The organism is Rhizorhapis sp. SPR117 (genome assembly GCF_021742065.1).
This window is the reverse complement of sequence record NZ_JAKKIE010000001.1, coordinates 137,542-152,642: the sequence shown is the minus strand read 5'-3', so window position 1 is coordinate 152,642 and position 15,101 is coordinate 137,542. Positions and strand designations below refer to the sequence as shown.

The 15,101-nt window shown below is 63.3% G+C and carries 17 protein-coding genes; 9 read left to right on the top strand and 8 right to left on the bottom strand.

The window, feature by feature from the left end; all coding sequences use genetic code 11:
- Positions 1–3 precede the first annotated feature (3 nt).
- From L3X40_RS00670 to L3X40_RS00650, 5 genes are all read left to right on the top strand, one after another.
- Complete coding sequence (locus tag L3X40_RS00670) at positions 4–522, top strand: rhodanese family protein (protein WP_092958974.1); 519 nt, start codon at positions 4–6, stop codon at positions 520–522.
- Positions 498–1,307 (top strand): sulfite exporter TauE/SafE family protein, encoded by an 810-nt coding sequence (locus L3X40_RS00665; protein WP_445177134.1) that lies wholly within the window; start codon positions 498–500, stop codon positions 1,305–1,307. Before L3X40_RS00670 ends, L3X40_RS00665 begins: the two co-directional genes overlap by 25 nt.
- Before the next feature lie 117 nt (positions 1,308–1,424).
- A complete protein-coding gene (locus tag L3X40_RS00660) occupies positions 1,425–1,787 on the top strand; it encodes a helix-turn-helix domain-containing protein (RefSeq protein ID WP_070936432.1) in 363 nt (120 codons plus the stop codon).
- Complete coding sequence (locus L3X40_RS00655; protein ID WP_056379675.1) at positions 1,723–2,370, top strand: IS630 family transposase; 648 nt, start codon at positions 1,723–1,725, stop codon at positions 2,368–2,370. The genes L3X40_RS00660 and L3X40_RS00655 overlap by 65 nt, the downstream gene beginning before the upstream one ends.
- A 158-nt stretch (positions 2,371–2,528) precedes the next feature.
- Complete coding sequence (locus L3X40_RS00650; RefSeq protein WP_237363815.1) at positions 2,529–2,774, top strand: hypothetical protein; 246 nt, start codon at positions 2,529–2,531, stop codon at positions 2,772–2,774.
- A 164-nt stretch (positions 2,775–2,938) separates the two neighbouring features.
- Here L3X40_RS00650 and L3X40_RS00645 read toward each other — a convergent pair whose 3' ends face one another.
- The 6 genes from L3X40_RS00645 to L3X40_RS00620 form a co-directional block, all read right to left on the bottom strand.
- The gene (locus L3X40_RS00645; RefSeq protein ID WP_237363812.1) at positions 2,939–4,540 is read right to left on the bottom strand and encodes a phospholipase D family protein; all 1,602 of its coding nucleotides are present in this window, start codon (positions 4,538–4,540) and stop codon (positions 2,939–2,941) included.
- Between the two features lie 26 nt (positions 4,541–4,566).
- Positions 4,567–5,142, bottom strand: coding sequence for an HdeD family acid-resistance protein (locus L3X40_RS00640; RefSeq protein WP_237363809.1), 576 nt, complete (start codon positions 5,140–5,142; stop codon positions 4,567–4,569).
- A 90-nt stretch (positions 5,143–5,232) separates the two neighbouring features.
- Positions 5,233–5,625 (bottom strand): DUF302 domain-containing protein, encoded by a 393-nt coding sequence (locus L3X40_RS00635; RefSeq protein WP_237363807.1) that lies wholly within the window; start codon positions 5,623–5,625, stop codon positions 5,233–5,235.
- A gap of 160 nt (positions 5,626–5,785) precedes the next feature.
- Positions 5,786–6,508 (bottom strand): cytochrome c3 family protein, encoded by a 723-nt coding sequence (locus L3X40_RS00630; protein ID WP_237363805.1) that lies wholly within the window; start codon positions 6,506–6,508, stop codon positions 5,786–5,788.
- Positions 6,505–7,083, bottom strand: coding sequence for a hypothetical protein (locus tag L3X40_RS00625; protein ID WP_092958982.1), 579 nt, complete (start codon positions 7,081–7,083; stop codon positions 6,505–6,507). Before L3X40_RS00625 ends, L3X40_RS00630 begins: the two co-directional genes overlap by 4 nt.
- A 28-nt stretch (positions 7,084–7,111) precedes the next feature.
- Complete coding sequence (locus tag L3X40_RS00620; protein ID WP_237363802.1) at positions 7,112–7,660, bottom strand: cytochrome b; 549 nt, start codon at positions 7,658–7,660, stop codon at positions 7,112–7,114.
- A gap of 519 nt (positions 7,661–8,179) precedes the next feature.
- On the opposite strand from L3X40_RS00620, the gene L3X40_RS00615 reads away from it, so the two are divergent.
- From L3X40_RS00615 to L3X40_RS00600, 4 genes are all read left to right on the top strand, one after another.
- A complete protein-coding gene (locus L3X40_RS00615; protein WP_237363801.1) occupies positions 8,180–9,034 on the top strand; it encodes a chromate resistance protein ChrB domain-containing protein in 855 nt (284 codons plus the stop codon).
- Entirely contained in the window at positions 9,031–10,434 is a 1,404-nt protein-coding gene (gene chrA, locus L3X40_RS00610; RefSeq protein WP_237363799.1) for a chromate efflux transporter, read from the top strand. Before L3X40_RS00615 ends, chrA begins: the two co-directional genes overlap by 4 nt.
- Before the next feature lie 17 nt (positions 10,435–10,451).
- A complete protein-coding gene (locus tag L3X40_RS00605; protein WP_145075895.1) occupies positions 10,452–11,345 on the top strand; it encodes a DUF1259 domain-containing protein in 894 nt (297 codons plus the stop codon).
- A gap of 80 nt (positions 11,346–11,425) precedes the next feature.
- A complete protein-coding gene (locus tag L3X40_RS00600; protein WP_237363797.1) occupies positions 11,426–12,058 on the top strand; it encodes a YncE family protein in 633 nt (210 codons plus the stop codon).
- A gap of 206 nt (positions 12,059–12,264) precedes the next feature.
- On the opposite strand, the gene L3X40_RS00595 is transcribed toward L3X40_RS00600, so the two are convergent.
- Both L3X40_RS00595 and L3X40_RS00590 read right to left on the bottom strand, forming a co-directional pair.
- A complete protein-coding gene (locus L3X40_RS00595) occupies positions 12,265–13,281 on the bottom strand; it encodes a copper resistance protein B (protein ID WP_237363794.1) in 1,017 nt (338 codons plus the stop codon).
- A complete protein-coding gene (locus L3X40_RS00590) occupies positions 13,278–15,086 on the bottom strand; it encodes a copper resistance system multicopper oxidase (protein ID WP_237363793.1) in 1,809 nt (602 codons plus the stop codon). Before L3X40_RS00590 ends, L3X40_RS00595 begins: the two co-directional genes overlap by 4 nt.
- Between the last annotated feature and the right edge of the window lie 15 nt (positions 15,087–15,101).

Genomic DNA, 15,101 nt, shown 5'->3' with positions numbered 1-15,101 from the left:
CCGATGACGATGACATCCGTTACACCTGCCGAAGCGCAGCGCCTGATACGGAACGGCGCGAAGCTGATCGACATCCGCGCGCCTGACGAACATGCGCGCGAACATATCCCCGGCGCGGACAATGTGCCGCTGGCCGAAATCGACCGCCTTCGGGCCGGTGATTGCCCGGTGGTGTTCCATTGCCGCTCGGGCGCGCGTACCGGGGCCAATGTCGCACGCCTTTCTGCCGCCGCTGCCGGTGCGCCCTGTTATCTGATCGAGGGCGGGATCGACGCATGGCGCCGCGCCGGGCTGGAGGTCGCGGCCGACCGGCGCCAACCGCTGGAACTGATGCGGCAGGTGCAGCTTGCCGCCGGCGGGCTGGTCCTGCTGGGCGTTGCACTCGGTTTTCTCGTTGGTCCCGGCTTTTTCGCCCTCTCCGCTTTTGTCGGCGCCGGGCTGATGCTCGCGGGCGGGACGGGCTGGTGCGGCATGGCGCGGCTGCTGCGACATATGCCGTGGAACCGCCGGATGGCGGCCTGACGATCGTGACCGCGACGGAAATCCTGCTGGCGCTGCTCTCGGGTGGTCTCATCGGCATCGTGCTGGGCCTGGTGGGCGGCGGCGGCTCGATCCTTGCCGTGCCGCTGCTGGTCTATGTGGTCGGCGTCAGCTCGACCCATGCGGCGATCGGAACCGCCGCCGTCGCGGTTGCGGCCAATGCCGCCACGAGCCTTGCCGGTCATGCCCGTGCGAGCATGGTCAAATGGCCCTGCGCGATCGTCTTTGCGGCAGCCGGCATAATTGGCGCCGCGATCGGAGCGGAGATCGGCAAGGCTGTCGATGGAAGCAGGCTGCTGATGCTGTTCGGCCTGCTGATGATCGGCGTCGGGCTTTCGATGCTGCGCAAGCGCCGGCGTGAGGATGATCCGAATGTCCGGCTGTCGCGCACGACAGCTCCGGTGCTGCTCCCCCGGCTGGTGCCGATGGGGCTGGGCGTTGGACTCGCCGCCGGCTTCTTCGGCATCGGCGGCGGCTTCCTGATCGTGCCCGCGCTGATTGCGGCGACGGCCATGCCGTTCGCCTATGCAGTCGGCACCTCGCTGGTCGTCGTCACCGCGCTCGGGCTGACCACGGCCACCTCCTATGCGCTGTCCGGCCATGTCGACTGGCCGCTTACGGCGCTGCTCATCGCCGGTGGTGTCGGCGGGGCAGCACTGGGCATTCTGCTCGGCCGGAAGTTTGCCGCCCACAAGATGCTGTTCGAGCGTGCGTTCGCCCTGCTCGTCATTACCGTGGGCATCTATATCGCGATCGGAGCGGCCTGAGACGCGTCCCGGGGTTTGATTTCCTAGAGTCGGATGCGACCAAGTTGAATCGGCGAGGATTCCCATCGGGCTGATTTTCTGATTCAGAGTGCTGGCTGGGACGGAGGCCGGCATGGGATGGGCAAGCCTTATTCAGATGATCTGCGCGACCGTGTCGTTGCGGCGATGGCGGCGGGGAGGAGCTGCCGTGACGTTGGGGCGGCGTTCGCCATCGCGCCGAGCACGGCGGGCAACTGGTATCGACGCTATCAGCGAACGACGAGCCATGCGGCGCGGCCGATGGGTGGCGACCGGCGCTCGAAGCTGACGGAGCAAGCGGGATGGATCGCCGATCGGCTGGCGCAGGCGTCCGAGCTGACGCTGGGCGAGGTGCGGGACGATCTTGCCAGGCGCGGCGTCGCGGTCAGTTACGCGAGTGTCTGGCGGATGGTCAGGCGGCTCGGGCTGCGGCACAAAAAAAAGGACCATCTTCGCGACTGAGCAGGACCGGCCCGATGTCGTCATCGCCCGCGACATCTGGCGCGCGGCGCAGGCCGGGCTGGACTTCGCTTCGCTGGTGTTCGTCGACGAGACCGGGACCACGACCAGCATGACCCGGCTGCGCGGCTGGGGTCGCAAGGGCAAGCCGCTCTACGGCCAGGCGCCGCATGGCCACTGGATGACGTCCACCTTCGTCGCCGGGCTCCAGCACGATGGCATCCTCGCGCCGATGCTGATCGACAGACCGATGAACGGCAGCATCTTCCGGCAATGGCTCGTCGAACACCTGATCCCCGAGATGCGGCCGGGCAGCATTGTCGTCTGCGACAACCTGCCGGCGCACAAGGTGGCCGGGATCCGCCAATGCCTCGAGGACGCCGGGATGGGACTGCTCTACCTCCCGCCCTACAGCCCCGACTTCAACCCGATCGAACAGGCCTTCGCCAAGCTCAAAGCCTTGCTACGCCGCGCCGCACCCCGATCGTTCGAAGCCATCTGCGACGCCCTCAAGCTCATCCTCAACCGCTTCAGGCCAGCCGAATGCGCGAACTACCTCCGACACTCGGGCTATGTGCAAACCTGAGCGAGTCTGACTCTAGAATGCATGATCCTGGCGAGAACAGCGAAGGACTGTCGCGCACTACTGGGCAGGTGAAGCGGGTACGCACTGGCTCGCCCAGCTCGACCGTTTCGAAAGCATGATCGAACCGATCAGCGAAGCGCTGCTCGTGCAAGCCGCCTATGCTATCGGGGGAGAAGGTGGTCGATGTTGGATGCGCCGTCGGCTGGGCGACGAGGCATATCGCCGAAGCATTTGAAAATACGGGATTTGCACTCGGACTCGACATATCGCCGGAACTGGCGGCAGCTACAGCTGGGGCAATGGGAGATATACTCTACACCGAAGTTTCCGGTGACACGCTGATCGTCGACTTCGGCGAAGGCTACAGCCTCAGGGGCATCGCCGGCTTCCGGGTCCGGTACTGATCAGGCTCCAGGATTCGAATGTTTCGGGAGATATCATGACCACTGGTCAACCGACCACGTGGATACACGTGCGCTGCCGCCTTTACCCTCCGAGTGTCGTCGATCCCGTCATCATATGGGCTACAAGGCGAAGCGGGGCCGATCACCCGTTGCAACTCCGCCATTCACAGCAGCCATTCGATCGGCATTTTGGACAGAATGGAGATGGCCCCGCGCTGCCATCCATTGGTTCCGGGTTCGCTGGTGTGTACGCGCACACCGTCGGGCGTCTGCTCCAGCCAGTTGAGGTGGCCATCTTCGGCAAGGACAACTTCATAGGCATTGGCGGGGATATCGGTCAGGAACGCGTTCGAGACATCGGCGGCAAGCTTCGGGCTGTCGATCACGAACCCCAATTCCGTGTTGAGATGCATCGAGCGGGGATCGAAGTTGAACGAGCCGACGAACAGCCGCTGCCCATCCACCGCAAAGGTCTTGGCGTGCAGCATCGAGGCACTGGAGCGCAGCACCGGGCCATCGCTACCGCCGCTGCTGCCCGAGCCGGTGCTGATGAGGCTGCGCTTGGGCCGCTTTCCATCGGCGCGATCGGGCTCGCGCATTTCGAAAAGCCGGACACCGGCCTTGAGCAGTGACTTGCGGCGCTCCGCATAACCTGCATGCACGATCCACACATCGGTCGATTGGAAGGCGTTGGTGAAAACGGCGACGTCGACACCGCCTGCCGACAGTGTGCCGAGAGCATCGACCCCCGCTCGCCCCGGCACGAAATAACCCGAGACCAGCCGCACGTCGCGGTGAGGTTCACCAATTGCATCGCGCAGCGCCACAGCCAGCAGTGCCCCCCGTGGCGCCTTGCCGACACCCTTGGCGGGATCGTCACTGACCATGTGGACTGGCGCCCATTCAAGCGGAATTGTTCCGGCCAGCGTCTGTTCGATAAACGGCAGCGAACGAATGGCCTCGACATAGGCGCGCGCCGCCGGATCGGTTTCGACCAGCGACGCCTGACGTGATAGCTGCTTCAGCTCTTCCGGCGAGACTTCCGGCAGAATGCGGGCGGCAGGATAGGCCGATTCGCTTACCCAATAGCGGTCGAAGTCCCGCGACATGTCCTCGACGACAGGACCGAGTGCGAGCACGTCGAGATCGAGGAACAGGCCCTCGTCGCGCGCGCCGAAATACTCATCGCCGATATTGCGTCCGCCGATGATGGTCGCCTGATTGTCGGCGGTGAAACTCTTGTTGTGCATGCGCCGATTGAGCCGGGGGAAGTCGGCGAGATAGCCGAGCATCTTGGGCCGGCGCAGCACGAAGGGGTTGAACAGGCGGATCTCGATATTGGGATGCCGGTCCAATGCCGCCAGCACACCGTCCATGCCCGCGATGCCGTTGTCGTCGAGCAGCATCCGCACCCGCACCCCGCGATCGGCGGCCTGGCGCACGGCTTCCAGCAACAAGGTGCCCGATCGGTCGCCGTGCCAGATATAATATTGGATATCGAGGCTGCGGGTGGCGGCGCGCGCCAGCAGGATCCGGGCGGCGAATGCGTCACGACCGTCGTTCAACTGGTGGATGCCCGAACGGCCGTCCTGATCGCGGGACAGATGCGCAACGCCGCGCCCCAACGGCGTATCGCCGGTATCCGTGATGTGCGCCGACGCTGTCCGCGGCTCAAGCTCGGGCAGCGGATAGAGCAGGTGGATGGCGATACCCGCCGTCAGCAGAACGAGCGTCAGCCCGCCCAGGCATTGCAAGACCAGAACCATGTATCTGCGCAGGCGAAGCGACAGAATCAGGCGCGCGCCACCCTGCGTAATCCCAAAGCCAGCACGACGAGGAAAGCGCCCCGGAACAGGAAGCTGATCCCGACGCAAAAGGCGAGGAAGACGAGGCCTGTGCCCGGTCCGCTGAACAGCAGCAGTCCGCCCAGGACAACGTCCAGTACACCGAGAACCAGTCGCCAGGCCCGATCATGGGCGATCCTGAACGCGCTCACGATCTCGAAGATGCCGCTGACCAGCAGCCACGCGCCGATCAGCAGTACCAGTGAGAGCGCACCGGCAAAGGGGTTGAAGATCGTGACCGCGCCCGCAACGATACCCAGCATGCCAAGCAGTAGTTCGATCCAGCGCGCGCGGCGCGACAAGGACGATACTCCGGCAATGATCGCGAAAATGCCGTAGACGACCAGCATCACGCCGATCAGAAGGCCTGTCGCCATTCCGGTCGCGATCGGGTTGAACAGCGCCAGCAGGCCGACCAGGAACACGATCACGCCATAAGCGAGAATCCAGCCCCAGCCCGTTTTGTGGCGAATGTCATCGCTGCCCGATCCCGTCTGTTGACCCATGGAAGTATCGCCCGTCATACAATCGATCTCCGATTTCTCAGCAGTGCGCGTGGGATTGTCCATGCTTTTGCCCGTCGGATCAATGCCGTTAACCTGCCAGACCAATCCTCAATGGCTCAGCAGGGCAATCGCGCGTGCGAGTTTTTCACGGACGGTGTCAGCGGCTTTTAACAACACAGGATTAGTGATGGCCTGCATTGAGGCCACAGGATCAATCGCCGCGACTTCAACTTCATCAGAACCAGACTGCTGCACAATGACATTGCATGGCAACATCAGGCCGACCTTATCCTCCAACTGCAGCGCTTCATGAGCCAACGACGGATTGCAGGCCCCGAGGATCGTATACGGACGGAAGTCGACGTCGATCTTTGATTTGAGGGTCTGCTGGATATCGATCCGACTAATGACGCCAAAACCTTCGGTCTTCAGCGCCGCCTCGGTGCGGACGATGGCGTCATCAAAGGGAACCTGTAACTTGGCGGCAATGTAGTAGGTCATCGTCTATCCTTTCATTTTGCGGAACCGGGCTTCTCCGGCCGATATGCTTGCGGTCACCAGCCCACAGCTGAACCCTTGAATTGGTCAACCCGGTAACCCTGTAACGACCGGGGCCGTAAAATATTCTTCTCAAAGGAACGGGGGGCCGGGTGATAGACCGCTAGTCTTCGCGCCTTCCGCCCTCATGCTCGCCCTCTGCCTCGCCATGCGCGCTGCGGTGGCAACGGACACAGTTCTCGATGTTGGTTATCCCTTCCTCGCGGTGCTTGGCGATAATTTTTGCCTGCTGATGCTCATGGCATCCGTAGCAGGTGTACTCCTTGTAATTGCTATCCAGGTGGCAGGTCGTGCAGGCTGTGTTGTGATCGCGGTCGAGCAGGAAATAGCGGCTGTGGTCGAATGTTGCCGGCTTCCAGTGCGCTGGCTGGTGACACGTCGCGCAGGCCAGGGCCTGGCCGCGATGCAGATCATCGCGCGGAGCCATGTGACAGGACTGGCAGTTCGCGCGCGCGTCAGCTTTCAGCAGGGCGTGATCAAATCGGACTGAGCTGGCCTTGGTCAGCCTCGGTCTTGGGTGATCGCTGTGGCAGGCCATGCAATCGGACTCGGTGAGCGCCTGATGGAAAGCCGGCCTTCGTTCCGATTGCCGGATCTCGATACCCTTTGTTGTGCGCAGGCCGATATCAGCCACGACATGGCAGCTGGTGCAGCGTTCGGCTGACGCCCCCTGAAACGGGGCATGGCACGCGAAGCAATTGTTCTGCAGCGCCGAATGCGCCGGGATCAGGTTGCCGGGACTGACCATCTCATGCGGGCGAAGGAAGCTCAGGGAGATGATCGCCGCCAGTATCAGCGAAATCCCGATCCAGAGGGAGCGTTTCATTTCCACCCCCAGAAGAGGAAGGTCGAAAGGATGTGGGCGGTGGCAAGCACAGCGAAGGCCAGCGCAATCGGCAGGTGAATGGTCCGCCATTTGCGCACCAGCCCCGCCGCCAGGCTGTTCCAGAACAGTTGCTGTTCGATTTCACTGTCGGCGAGTCCTTCATCGCGTAACTCGGTCTTGGCCTGCTTCATCCAGCGCTGCGAACGCTGGACGAGATACTTGCCGGTTAGTCCGCTGGTGATGTTCACTGCCATGGCGGCGACAGCGAGCCAGGCGAGGACGGCATTGAAGTGGATACCCGCGTGGACGAGGACGAGCGTGGCGCCGATCCAGGCCAGCCATTCGTGGAGCCGTAGCAGGCGGACCGGATTTGAGCTCTTGATCACCCCGCGCTTGCGCAGCGAATGGCCAAACGAAAGAAGGATCAGGATCACGCCGGGGATCCCAAGGTAGCGTCCGATCCAGACCAGATCCGTCAGGTGAAGGATGAGATCGATGAACAGGGTAACGGCGGCAAGGACGACCAGCCTGAAGTAGAATGGCAGAATCTCTTTTAGGATAAGGCGGATTTTCATTCTGCACGGCCCGATCGGCACGCCGACATCAATGCCGCCCCGGCAGCATGCGGCGCAAGGTATCGTCTTTGACGACATAATGATGGTATAGGGCCGCAAGTGCATGGAGGCCGATCAGTAAATATCCTATCGTCCCGACCGTCTCGTGTATCGCCTTCACCTGCGCCGCCAAGGTCTTGCTCTGGCCGACCAGAGCGGGGAGCTCCAGGCCAAAGAATGGGATCGTTTTGCCCGAGGCGCTCAGGATCACCCAGCCTGCGACGGGCATTGCCAGCATGAAGGCGTAAAGCGCAAAATGCGTCGTACTGGCCAGCAGCGCCTGCCAAACTGGCGGTTCCGGCGTGATAGGCGGCTTGCGGCTGCCGAGGCGCGCCATCAAGCGGATGACAATCAGGGCCAGCACCGCCAGTCCGAGCATGAAATGCCAGGTTTTCAGCCCTTCACGTATGTCGGTTCCCTTGGGGTAGTTCTCCCGGAGCAGGATGGTCGCATACACGGCGGAAATCAGCAGCACCGTGACCCAGTGGAGAGCGATCGACAGGGAGGAGAAACGCTGACGGCTATCGGTTGGATTCATTGCAAGCCTCGCATTCGTGTTTCATCATGGGAGCTACAAGCACAGAATGCATTGTTCTTGATCAAGGGGTTATAGTCGCCAAACGACCGTGCCGAAGATCGCGCCAATGCCAGACCGCAAACGTACTGTCTCCCTCGGAGGACGGAAGGCGACCGCGATGGCCGCGACGAGAGTAGCCAGTGGAAGAGCCTCAGCGGCGCGTCCCAGACCTTGAACCTGTCCTTGCCAGCGACCTTTGCCATGAACATCGGGATCTCCCTTGCCCATATCGCATAAAGTAGCTTGCTGACGGCAGTCTGACCGCAGTGGCACACCCCGATATAGGTCGAGATCCTCAGGTGCGCACGATCACCTTGCGTTCGGCCGGCTCGCTCCCGAACAGGCAAGCCTCGCTCAGGCCGGCATGATCGAACATTGACCAAGACCGAAGGACACGGCATGATTGTGGCATGGGGAACGCGATCTCCCCACGAGGCGACAGGCTGAAGAATCGCGTCCTGCTTCGTGAAGGGACGCATCATGCCTGTTTTGAATACGATTTCATCGGATAAACTCGTTCGCCTGGTCGGCATTCCGTCCGGGCCTATTGTGATCGACGTTCGGCCCGAAGATGAATTTGCCACCGAACCACTGCTGATCCCCGGAACATTGCGGCGCGCTGCCGCCGACATCGGCATCTGGGCGGACGAGTTTCGGGGACGCTCCGCCGTGATTGCCTGTCGTGATGGCGGATCGTTGAGCCAGGGTGCCGCCGCACGTCTGCGCCATGAAGGTGTTTCTGCCGAAGCACTTGAAAACGGTGTCGCCGGGTGGGCCAGTGTCGGTCTGCCAATGGTGCCGGAAACCGTGCTGCCATCCCGCGATAGCGAAAGGCGGACGGTTTGGGTGACGCGCGGCCGTCCCAAGGTGGACCGGATTGCCTGTCCCTGGCTGATCCGCCGTTTCGTCGATCCCAGCGCCATCTTCCTGTTCGTGGCGCCGTTCGAGGTGCAAGGTGTCGCCGAACGCTTCGGCGCTGCCCCTTTCGACATTGAAGGTGAGGGCATTGTCTGGAGCCACCGGGACGAACTCTGCACGTTCGACGTGATGGTGGACGCGTTCGGGCTGGGCGGCCACGAGCCGCTTAAGCGCCTCGCGCCGATCGTGCGTGGTGCCGACACCGGGCGGCCCGATCTCGTGCCCGAGGCGGCGGGACTGCTGGCTGCCTCGCTCGGCCTGTCGCGCATGTATGCCGACGATCTGGAGCAGCTCGAAGCCGGGATGTTGCTCTACGATGCTTTCTATCGCTGGTGCCGCGATGCCACCGACGAGACGCATAATTGGGTGTCGCATCAACCCGCGAAGGGCCGGGCCAAGGCAAAGGTGCGGTCATGAGCGGCGCGGTGACGGAACTGCCCGCAAGCAGCGAAGCAACCTTGCCGGATCACGGTATTTCCTTTCGTGAGGCAACCGGCGTCTGGGCGCGGATCGCGGCGCTGAGCTTTGGCGGCCCTGCCGGGCAGATCGCGGTGATGCACCGCATCCTGGTCGACGAGAAACGCTGGATCGGTGAGGAACGCTTCCTCCACGCACTCAACTATTGCATGTTGCTTCCCGGCCCCGAGGCGCAGCAGCTCGCCGCCTATATCGGCTGGCTGCTCCACAAGACAAAAGGCGGGCTGGTCGCCGGCACGCTGTTCGTGCTGCCGGGGTTCGTCGCGATCCTGGGACTCAGCTATATCTATGTGCTGTTTGGCCACGCTCCGCTGATCGTCGGGCTGTTCTTCGGACTCAAGGCCGCGGTGCTCGCCGTCGTCATTGAAGCGGTGGTGCGCATCGGCAAGCGCGCACTCAAGAACAACGTCATGCGGGGGATGGCGGTGGCCGCTTTCGTGGCGATCTTCTTCCTTGATGCGCCGTTCCCCTTGATCGTCCTGACAGCGGCGCTTGCCGGCTTCCTCGGCGGTCGTGCCGGTCTCTCCGCCTTCCAGGTCGGCGGGGGTCATGCGTCGGCAGGAACAGATGTTGTTCATGATCGCGATACCGCGCTGGGTGAGGGACTGCCGGACCATGCCCGGCCCAATCTCGCCTGGTCGCTCAAAATCTCCGGCGCCTTGCTGATCTTGTGGCTGGCGCCGGTTGCACTGCTGTTCGCCTTTCTCGGCCCGGATGACGTGTTCACGCGCATCGCCACCTTCTTCAGCCAGATGGCGATGGTGACGTTCGGCGGCGCTTATTCGGTGCTTGCCTATGTCGCGCAGGAAGCCGTGGGCACCTTCGGGTGGCTCAAGCCCGGAGAAATGCTGGACGGCCTCGGACTGGCAGAGACCACGCCCGGCCCGCTCATCATGGTGACGCAATTCGTCGGTTTCCTTGCCGCGTTTCGGGAAGCGACCGGCCTGCCGCCGCTCATTGCCGCCACGCTGGGGGCGATTCTCACCACTTGGGTGACGTTCATGCCCTGCTATCTCTGGATCTTCGCGGGGGCTCCCTTCATCGAGCGGATGCGCGGCAATCGCGCGCTCTCCGCCACGCTGGGCGCGATTACCGCCGCCGTCGTCGGGGTCATCCTGAACCTCGCGCTCTGGTTTGCGATCCACACCCTGTTCGGCGAGGTCCGCAAGGTGGCCATCATAGGCGGCGGGTTCGATGTGCCGGTACTTGCGTCTCTGAACATCGCCGCGCTGGTGCTCGCGATCGGCGCGGCCATCGCGGTCTTCCGTTTCAAAGTCGGGATGATCCCGGTGCTGGGCATCTGCGCGGCGCTCGGCATCGCCTACGTCCTGATCGCATAGTCCAAGAGGAGAATATCATGAAGCGAGGTGCGATAGCGATTCTGTTGGGCGCTTTGGCGCTGATGTCGCCAGCGCAGGCGGCGCAACCCTGGGAGCAGGCGATTGCTACGGCGATCGGCAAGCCGGGCGCGGAAATGCCGGGCGGGGTCTATCGCATCGGCCTGCCGCGCAGCGACCTGCATGTGGTGCTCGACGGCGTGACGCTGAAGCCCGCGCTCGCTCTCGGTTCCTGGCTCGCCTTCATGCCCCACGGCGAAGGCCAGGTGATGGTGATGGGGGATATCGTTCTCACCGATACCGAGGTGAACCCGGTCATGGCGAAGCTGATCGCCGGCGGGATCGAGATCACCGCGCTCCACAATCATCTGCTGCGCAATGCGCCGCACACAATGTATATGCACATCGGCGGGCGTGGCGATCCCGCGCAACTCGCCAAGGTCCTGCACGATGCGCTGGCGCTGAGTGGCACACCTCTGTCCGCGCCGACGGCCGCCAGCCCGGCCGCGCCGGAGAAGATCGACCTCGACACCGCCGCGCTCGACCGCATCATGGGCCACAAGGGCAAGGTCGGTGGCGGCGTCTATGCGTTCGGCATCCCGCGTGCCGAGACACCGAGCGACGGCGGCATGGAGTTGCCTGTGGCGATGGGATCGGCCGTCGCAATCAACTTTCAGCCGACCGGCGGTGGCAAGGCGGCGATTACCGGCGACTTTGTGCTCACCGCCTCGGAGGTCAATCCAGTGCTGCACGCGTTGCGCGAGAACGGCATCGAGGTGACGGCGCTGCACAATCACATGCTCGACGACGAGCCGCGTCTGTTCTTCATGCACTTCTGGGCCAATGACGATGCGCAGAAGCTGGCACACGGACTGGCCGCGGCGCTCAGCCATGTCGCCGTGGCGACAAGTTGAGGTGACGCAATGGAGGGGACTGGCAGCGGCCCTCATGCTGACGCTGCCGGGATGCGGCCAGGCGCACGCGCGCGCCGCTCGTGCTGGAGCGGACGATCCCGCTTCCCGACACCAAAGGGCGCATCGACCATCTCGCCGTTGATCTGGCGGACCGTCGCCTGTTCGTTGTCGAAATCGCCAACGGCACCGTCGACGCAATCGATCTCGATACCGGCAAGGTCATCGGGCGCATCGTCGGCCTCGCCGAACAGCAAGGCGTCGCCTGGCTTCCGGCCGAGCATGAGCTGGTGGTCGCCTTTGGCGACGGTTCTGTGCACTTCTACGGCACCGATCTACGCGAGTTGGCGCGGATCGATCTTGGCAACGATGCCGACAACGTCCGCGTCGATCCGCGCAACGCTCATGTCCTTGTCGGCTACGGCAAAGGCGGCCTCGCTACGATCGACGCAGCAAGCGGGCGCACGCTGTCGGTTCGATCAACTTGCGGCGATGCCGATGATCTGTTTCTGGTTCGCGGCCATGTCTTGCTGATCTGCGGCACCGGATATGTCGAGGTGATCGCGGCCAACGGAGACAGCGTGCGCGTGCAAACCGCAAGCGGCGCGCGCACCGGGCTCTATGTGCCTGAACTCGACAGGCTGTTCGTTGCCGTGCCGGCGCGCGGTCGTCCCGCCGCAATCTTGGCATACCGCCTGAACCTGTCGCCCAGCTAACACTGAGGCAGCGGCGTTGTTGGAAATATTTCGCCAGCTCGCCGAGCGTGGCCAGATCTTCGCCGTCTCCGGCAGCGCGGTACTCTTTTGGGCCTGGTTGTTGGGCCGTCCTGTCCCTTCCCCCGTTCAAGAACAGCGTGTCACGCGAAAGGCAGGAGGACCGACCTGCCTCAATGAGGCGGGCCGGTCCTGAAATTATATCCTCGTTAGAACCAGGATCGAATTCCGATCAGGAACTTCCATCCTCCGGCCTTTTCACCCTGCGCACGCCGGAAATCTGCCGTGTCGCCAAAGGCGCGCTCGTACTTCACGCCGACATAGGGCGCGAACTCGGGCACGAACTGATAGCGCAGACGCAATCCCAGTTCGGCCGTGGAGAGGCCGGGGCCTATGCCCAGTTCGGGAACGTCCTGCGCGGAGAAGTTCAACTCGGCTGCGGGCTGGAGGATCAGCTTTTGGGTCAGGCGCTGATCATATTCCGCTTCGAACCGCGCGGTGACGTCGCCCTTGTCCGAAAGGAACAGGGCCCCGTCGACCTCGAACCAGTAAGGAGCCAGGCCCTGCACACCCAGCACGGCGTAGCTGCGATCCGGCCCGGTGCGAAAATCGTGACGGACGCCGGCCTGAAGGTTCCACCACGGGTCGAGCGCACGGCCCCAGAGCGCCTGCACTTCGGCGCTCTCCAAACTCTCGCCGAAGCGGCTCTCACCCTCGGTCTTGAACCAGAGCCTGTCGATATCGCCGCCGTACCAGCCCTGCGCGTTCCACGCATAGCCGTCCTTGCCCTTGCCGATGACCGCCTCGAGCTGATCGATCAGGATCATGCCGCTTTTGATATCGCCATGCTCCTTGCGAACCACTTCGCGCGCGGGGGCCATTGTCGCAGCGCCGAAAATGGCATCAGCGGCATGTGCGGGGCCACCCAATGCCGCCGCCGATGGCGGCCCGCCCGGCGGATCGGGAATGCCGGGTTCATGCCCGGCATGCGCATGGTGCGCGTCCGTTGCCGGGGCCGAAGGCATCTGGTGGCCGGCGTGCGGATCTGTCGGCTCGGAAGGCTTCGGCGGCATGGCATGCCCGGCATGGGGATCGGCTGATTGTTCATCCATCTGATGTTGTGCGTGCGGATCGGCCGGGGCCTGCTGCACGGCGGCGCCATGATCCTGCTGCGCCAGGGCGGGCGTGGCGACCGCCGCGATGAAGATGCCCACGAGAGGCTTCATGCTGCATCTCCCTCAAGCGGGCGGACGGTGACGACACGGAACATCCCCGCGTGCATGTGGAGCAGCAGATGGCAATGGAAAGCCCAGTCGCCCGGCGCATCGGCGGTCAGGTCGAAGCTGACCTTGCCGCCCGGCAGCACATTGACGGTGTGCTTGCGCGGATAGCTGCCGGTATGGCCGTTCACCACCTCGAAGAAATGGCCGTGCAGATGGATCGGATGGGTCATCATCGTGTCGTTGATGAGAACGACGCGCGCGCGTTCGTTGCGTTCGAAGCGGATCGGCTCGACGCCTTCGCTGAATTTTTCGCCATCGAACGACCACATGAAGCGCTCCATGTTGCCGGTGAGATGAACCTCGATCGTGCGCTGCGGCGGGCGCGTGTCAGGATTGGGGGTGAGCGACATCAGGTCGCGGTAGGTCAGCACCTTGTGGCCGACATCCTCCAGCCCGACGCCCGGGTCGCCGGTGCGATCGATCGGCGACATGGCGATGGCGTCCACCCCGACGCCGACCTTGACGCTGTCGGGCACCTTCGACTTGTCGCGCATGTTCATGCCGCCCATCGAATGGGAACCGCCATGGTTCGCTACCGCCGCGCTCGCACCGGCGGCCATAACACCATGATCCATCCCGGACATGGCACCATGGTCCATTCCCGCCATCGAACCATGATCCATGCCGCCCATTCCCATGTCCTTCATGGTGAGCGTGGGGCGCGGGCGAAGCGGCGGGACGGGCGCGGTCATACCCAGGCGCGGAGCGAGCGTGGCGCGCGCCATGCCGGAACGATCGATCGATTCCGCGACGAAGGTGAACGCCTGGTCCTCGGTCGGCTGGATGATGACGTCATAGGTCTCGGCATTGCCGATCTGGAATTCGTCCACCGTGACGGGCCGGACATTCAGCCCGTCGGCGCTGACCACGGTTATCGGCAGGCCCGGAATGCGGACATTGAAGATCGTCATCGTCGCAGCATTGATGATGCGCAGCCGCACCCGCTCGCCGGGGTGGAACAGGCCGGTCCAGTTCTCCTGCGGGCCATGACCATTGACGAGATAGGTGTAGGTGGCGGCCGTCACATCGGCGATATCCGCTGGGTCCATGCGCATCTGTCCCCACATGGCGCGGTCCGACGCTGACATTTCCTCTTCCGGCCCACCCTTCATCATGCCGAACAGAGTCTGCTTCCGGCGATTGAAATAGCCGCCTTCCGCCTTGAGCTTGGTGACAAGATGATGAGGATTCAGGAAGGTCCAGTCGCTAAGCACGATCACATGTTCACGATCATAGGCGACGGGATCGGGTTCGGCGGGGTCGATGATCATCGGCCCATAATGGCCCTGCTGTTCCTGCAAGCCGGAATGGCTGTGATACCAATAGGTGCCGCTTTGCAGCAGCGGAAATTCATACACGAAGGTCGAGTGCGGCTTGATGCCGGGAAAGCTGACGCCCGGCACCCCGTCCATCTGGAACGGGACGATGAGCCCGTGCCAGTGAATCGAGCTGTCCTCATCAAGCGTATTCTCGACATGGAGCCGCACATTCTGCCCTTCGCGCAGCCGGATCAGCGGGGCGGGGAGCACGCCGTTCATGGTCACGGCGTGACCGGTGCGGCCGCCGACGGTGAAATGGGTGTTGGCGATCTTGAGGTGGATGTCCTCGCCAGACAGAGTGGGCAAGGTTGGCGCGAGACCGGGGGAACCAGACCGGGCCCAGGCCGGTATAAGCCCTGTGATACCGAGCCCGGCCAGGCCGATAGCTCCGGCTCGCAAGAACGAGCGGCGTTCAATAAGCTGTGTCATGGTGAATTGTCCTAC

Coding starts and splice junctions, on each gene's coding strand:
- L3X40_RS00670 (WP_092958974.1), top strand. CDS start 4: ATGACGATGACATCCGTTACACCTGCCGAAGCGCAGCGCCTGATACGG.
- L3X40_RS00660 (WP_070936432.1), top strand. CDS start 1,425: ATGGGCAAGCCTTATTCAGATGATCTGCGCGACCGTGTCGTTGCGGCG.
- L3X40_RS00650 (WP_237363815.1), top strand. CDS start 2,529: ATGCTATCGGGGGAGAAGGTGGTCGATGTTGGATGCGCCGTCGGCTGG.
- L3X40_RS00645 (WP_237363812.1), bottom strand. CDS start 4,540: ATGGTTCTGGTCTTGCAATGCCTGGGCGGGCTGACGCTCGTTCTGCTG.
- L3X40_RS00640 (WP_237363809.1), bottom strand. CDS start 5,142: ATGACGGGCGATACTTCCATGGGTCAACAGACGGGATCGGGCAGCGAT.
- L3X40_RS00635 (WP_237363807.1), bottom strand. CDS start 5,625: ATGACCTACTACATTGCCGCCAAGTTACAGGTTCCCTTTGATGACGCC.
- L3X40_RS00630 (WP_237363805.1), bottom strand. CDS start 6,508: ATGAAACGCTCCCTCTGGATCGGGATTTCGCTGATACTGGCGGCGATC.
- L3X40_RS00625 (WP_092958982.1), bottom strand. CDS start 7,083: ATGAAAATCCGCCTTATCCTAAAAGAGATTCTGCCATTCTACTTCAGG.
- L3X40_RS00620 (WP_237363802.1), bottom strand. CDS start 7,660: ATGAATCCAACCGATAGCCGTCAGCGTTTCTCCTCCCTGTCGATCGCT.
- L3X40_RS00615 (WP_237363801.1), top strand. CDS start 8,180: ATGCCTGTTTTGAATACGATTTCATCGGATAAACTCGTTCGCCTGGTC.
- chrA (WP_237363799.1), top strand. CDS start 9,031: ATGAGCGGCGCGGTGACGGAACTGCCCGCAAGCAGCGAAGCAACCTTG.
- L3X40_RS00605 (WP_145075895.1), top strand. CDS start 10,452: ATGAAGCGAGGTGCGATAGCGATTCTGTTGGGCGCTTTGGCGCTGATG.
- L3X40_RS00595 (WP_237363794.1), bottom strand. CDS start 13,281: ATGAAGCCTCTCGTGGGCATCTTCATCGCGGCGGTCGCCACGCCCGCC.
- L3X40_RS00590 (WP_237363793.1), bottom strand. CDS start 15,086: ATGACACAGCTTATTGAACGCCGCTCGTTCTTGCGAGCCGGAGCTATC.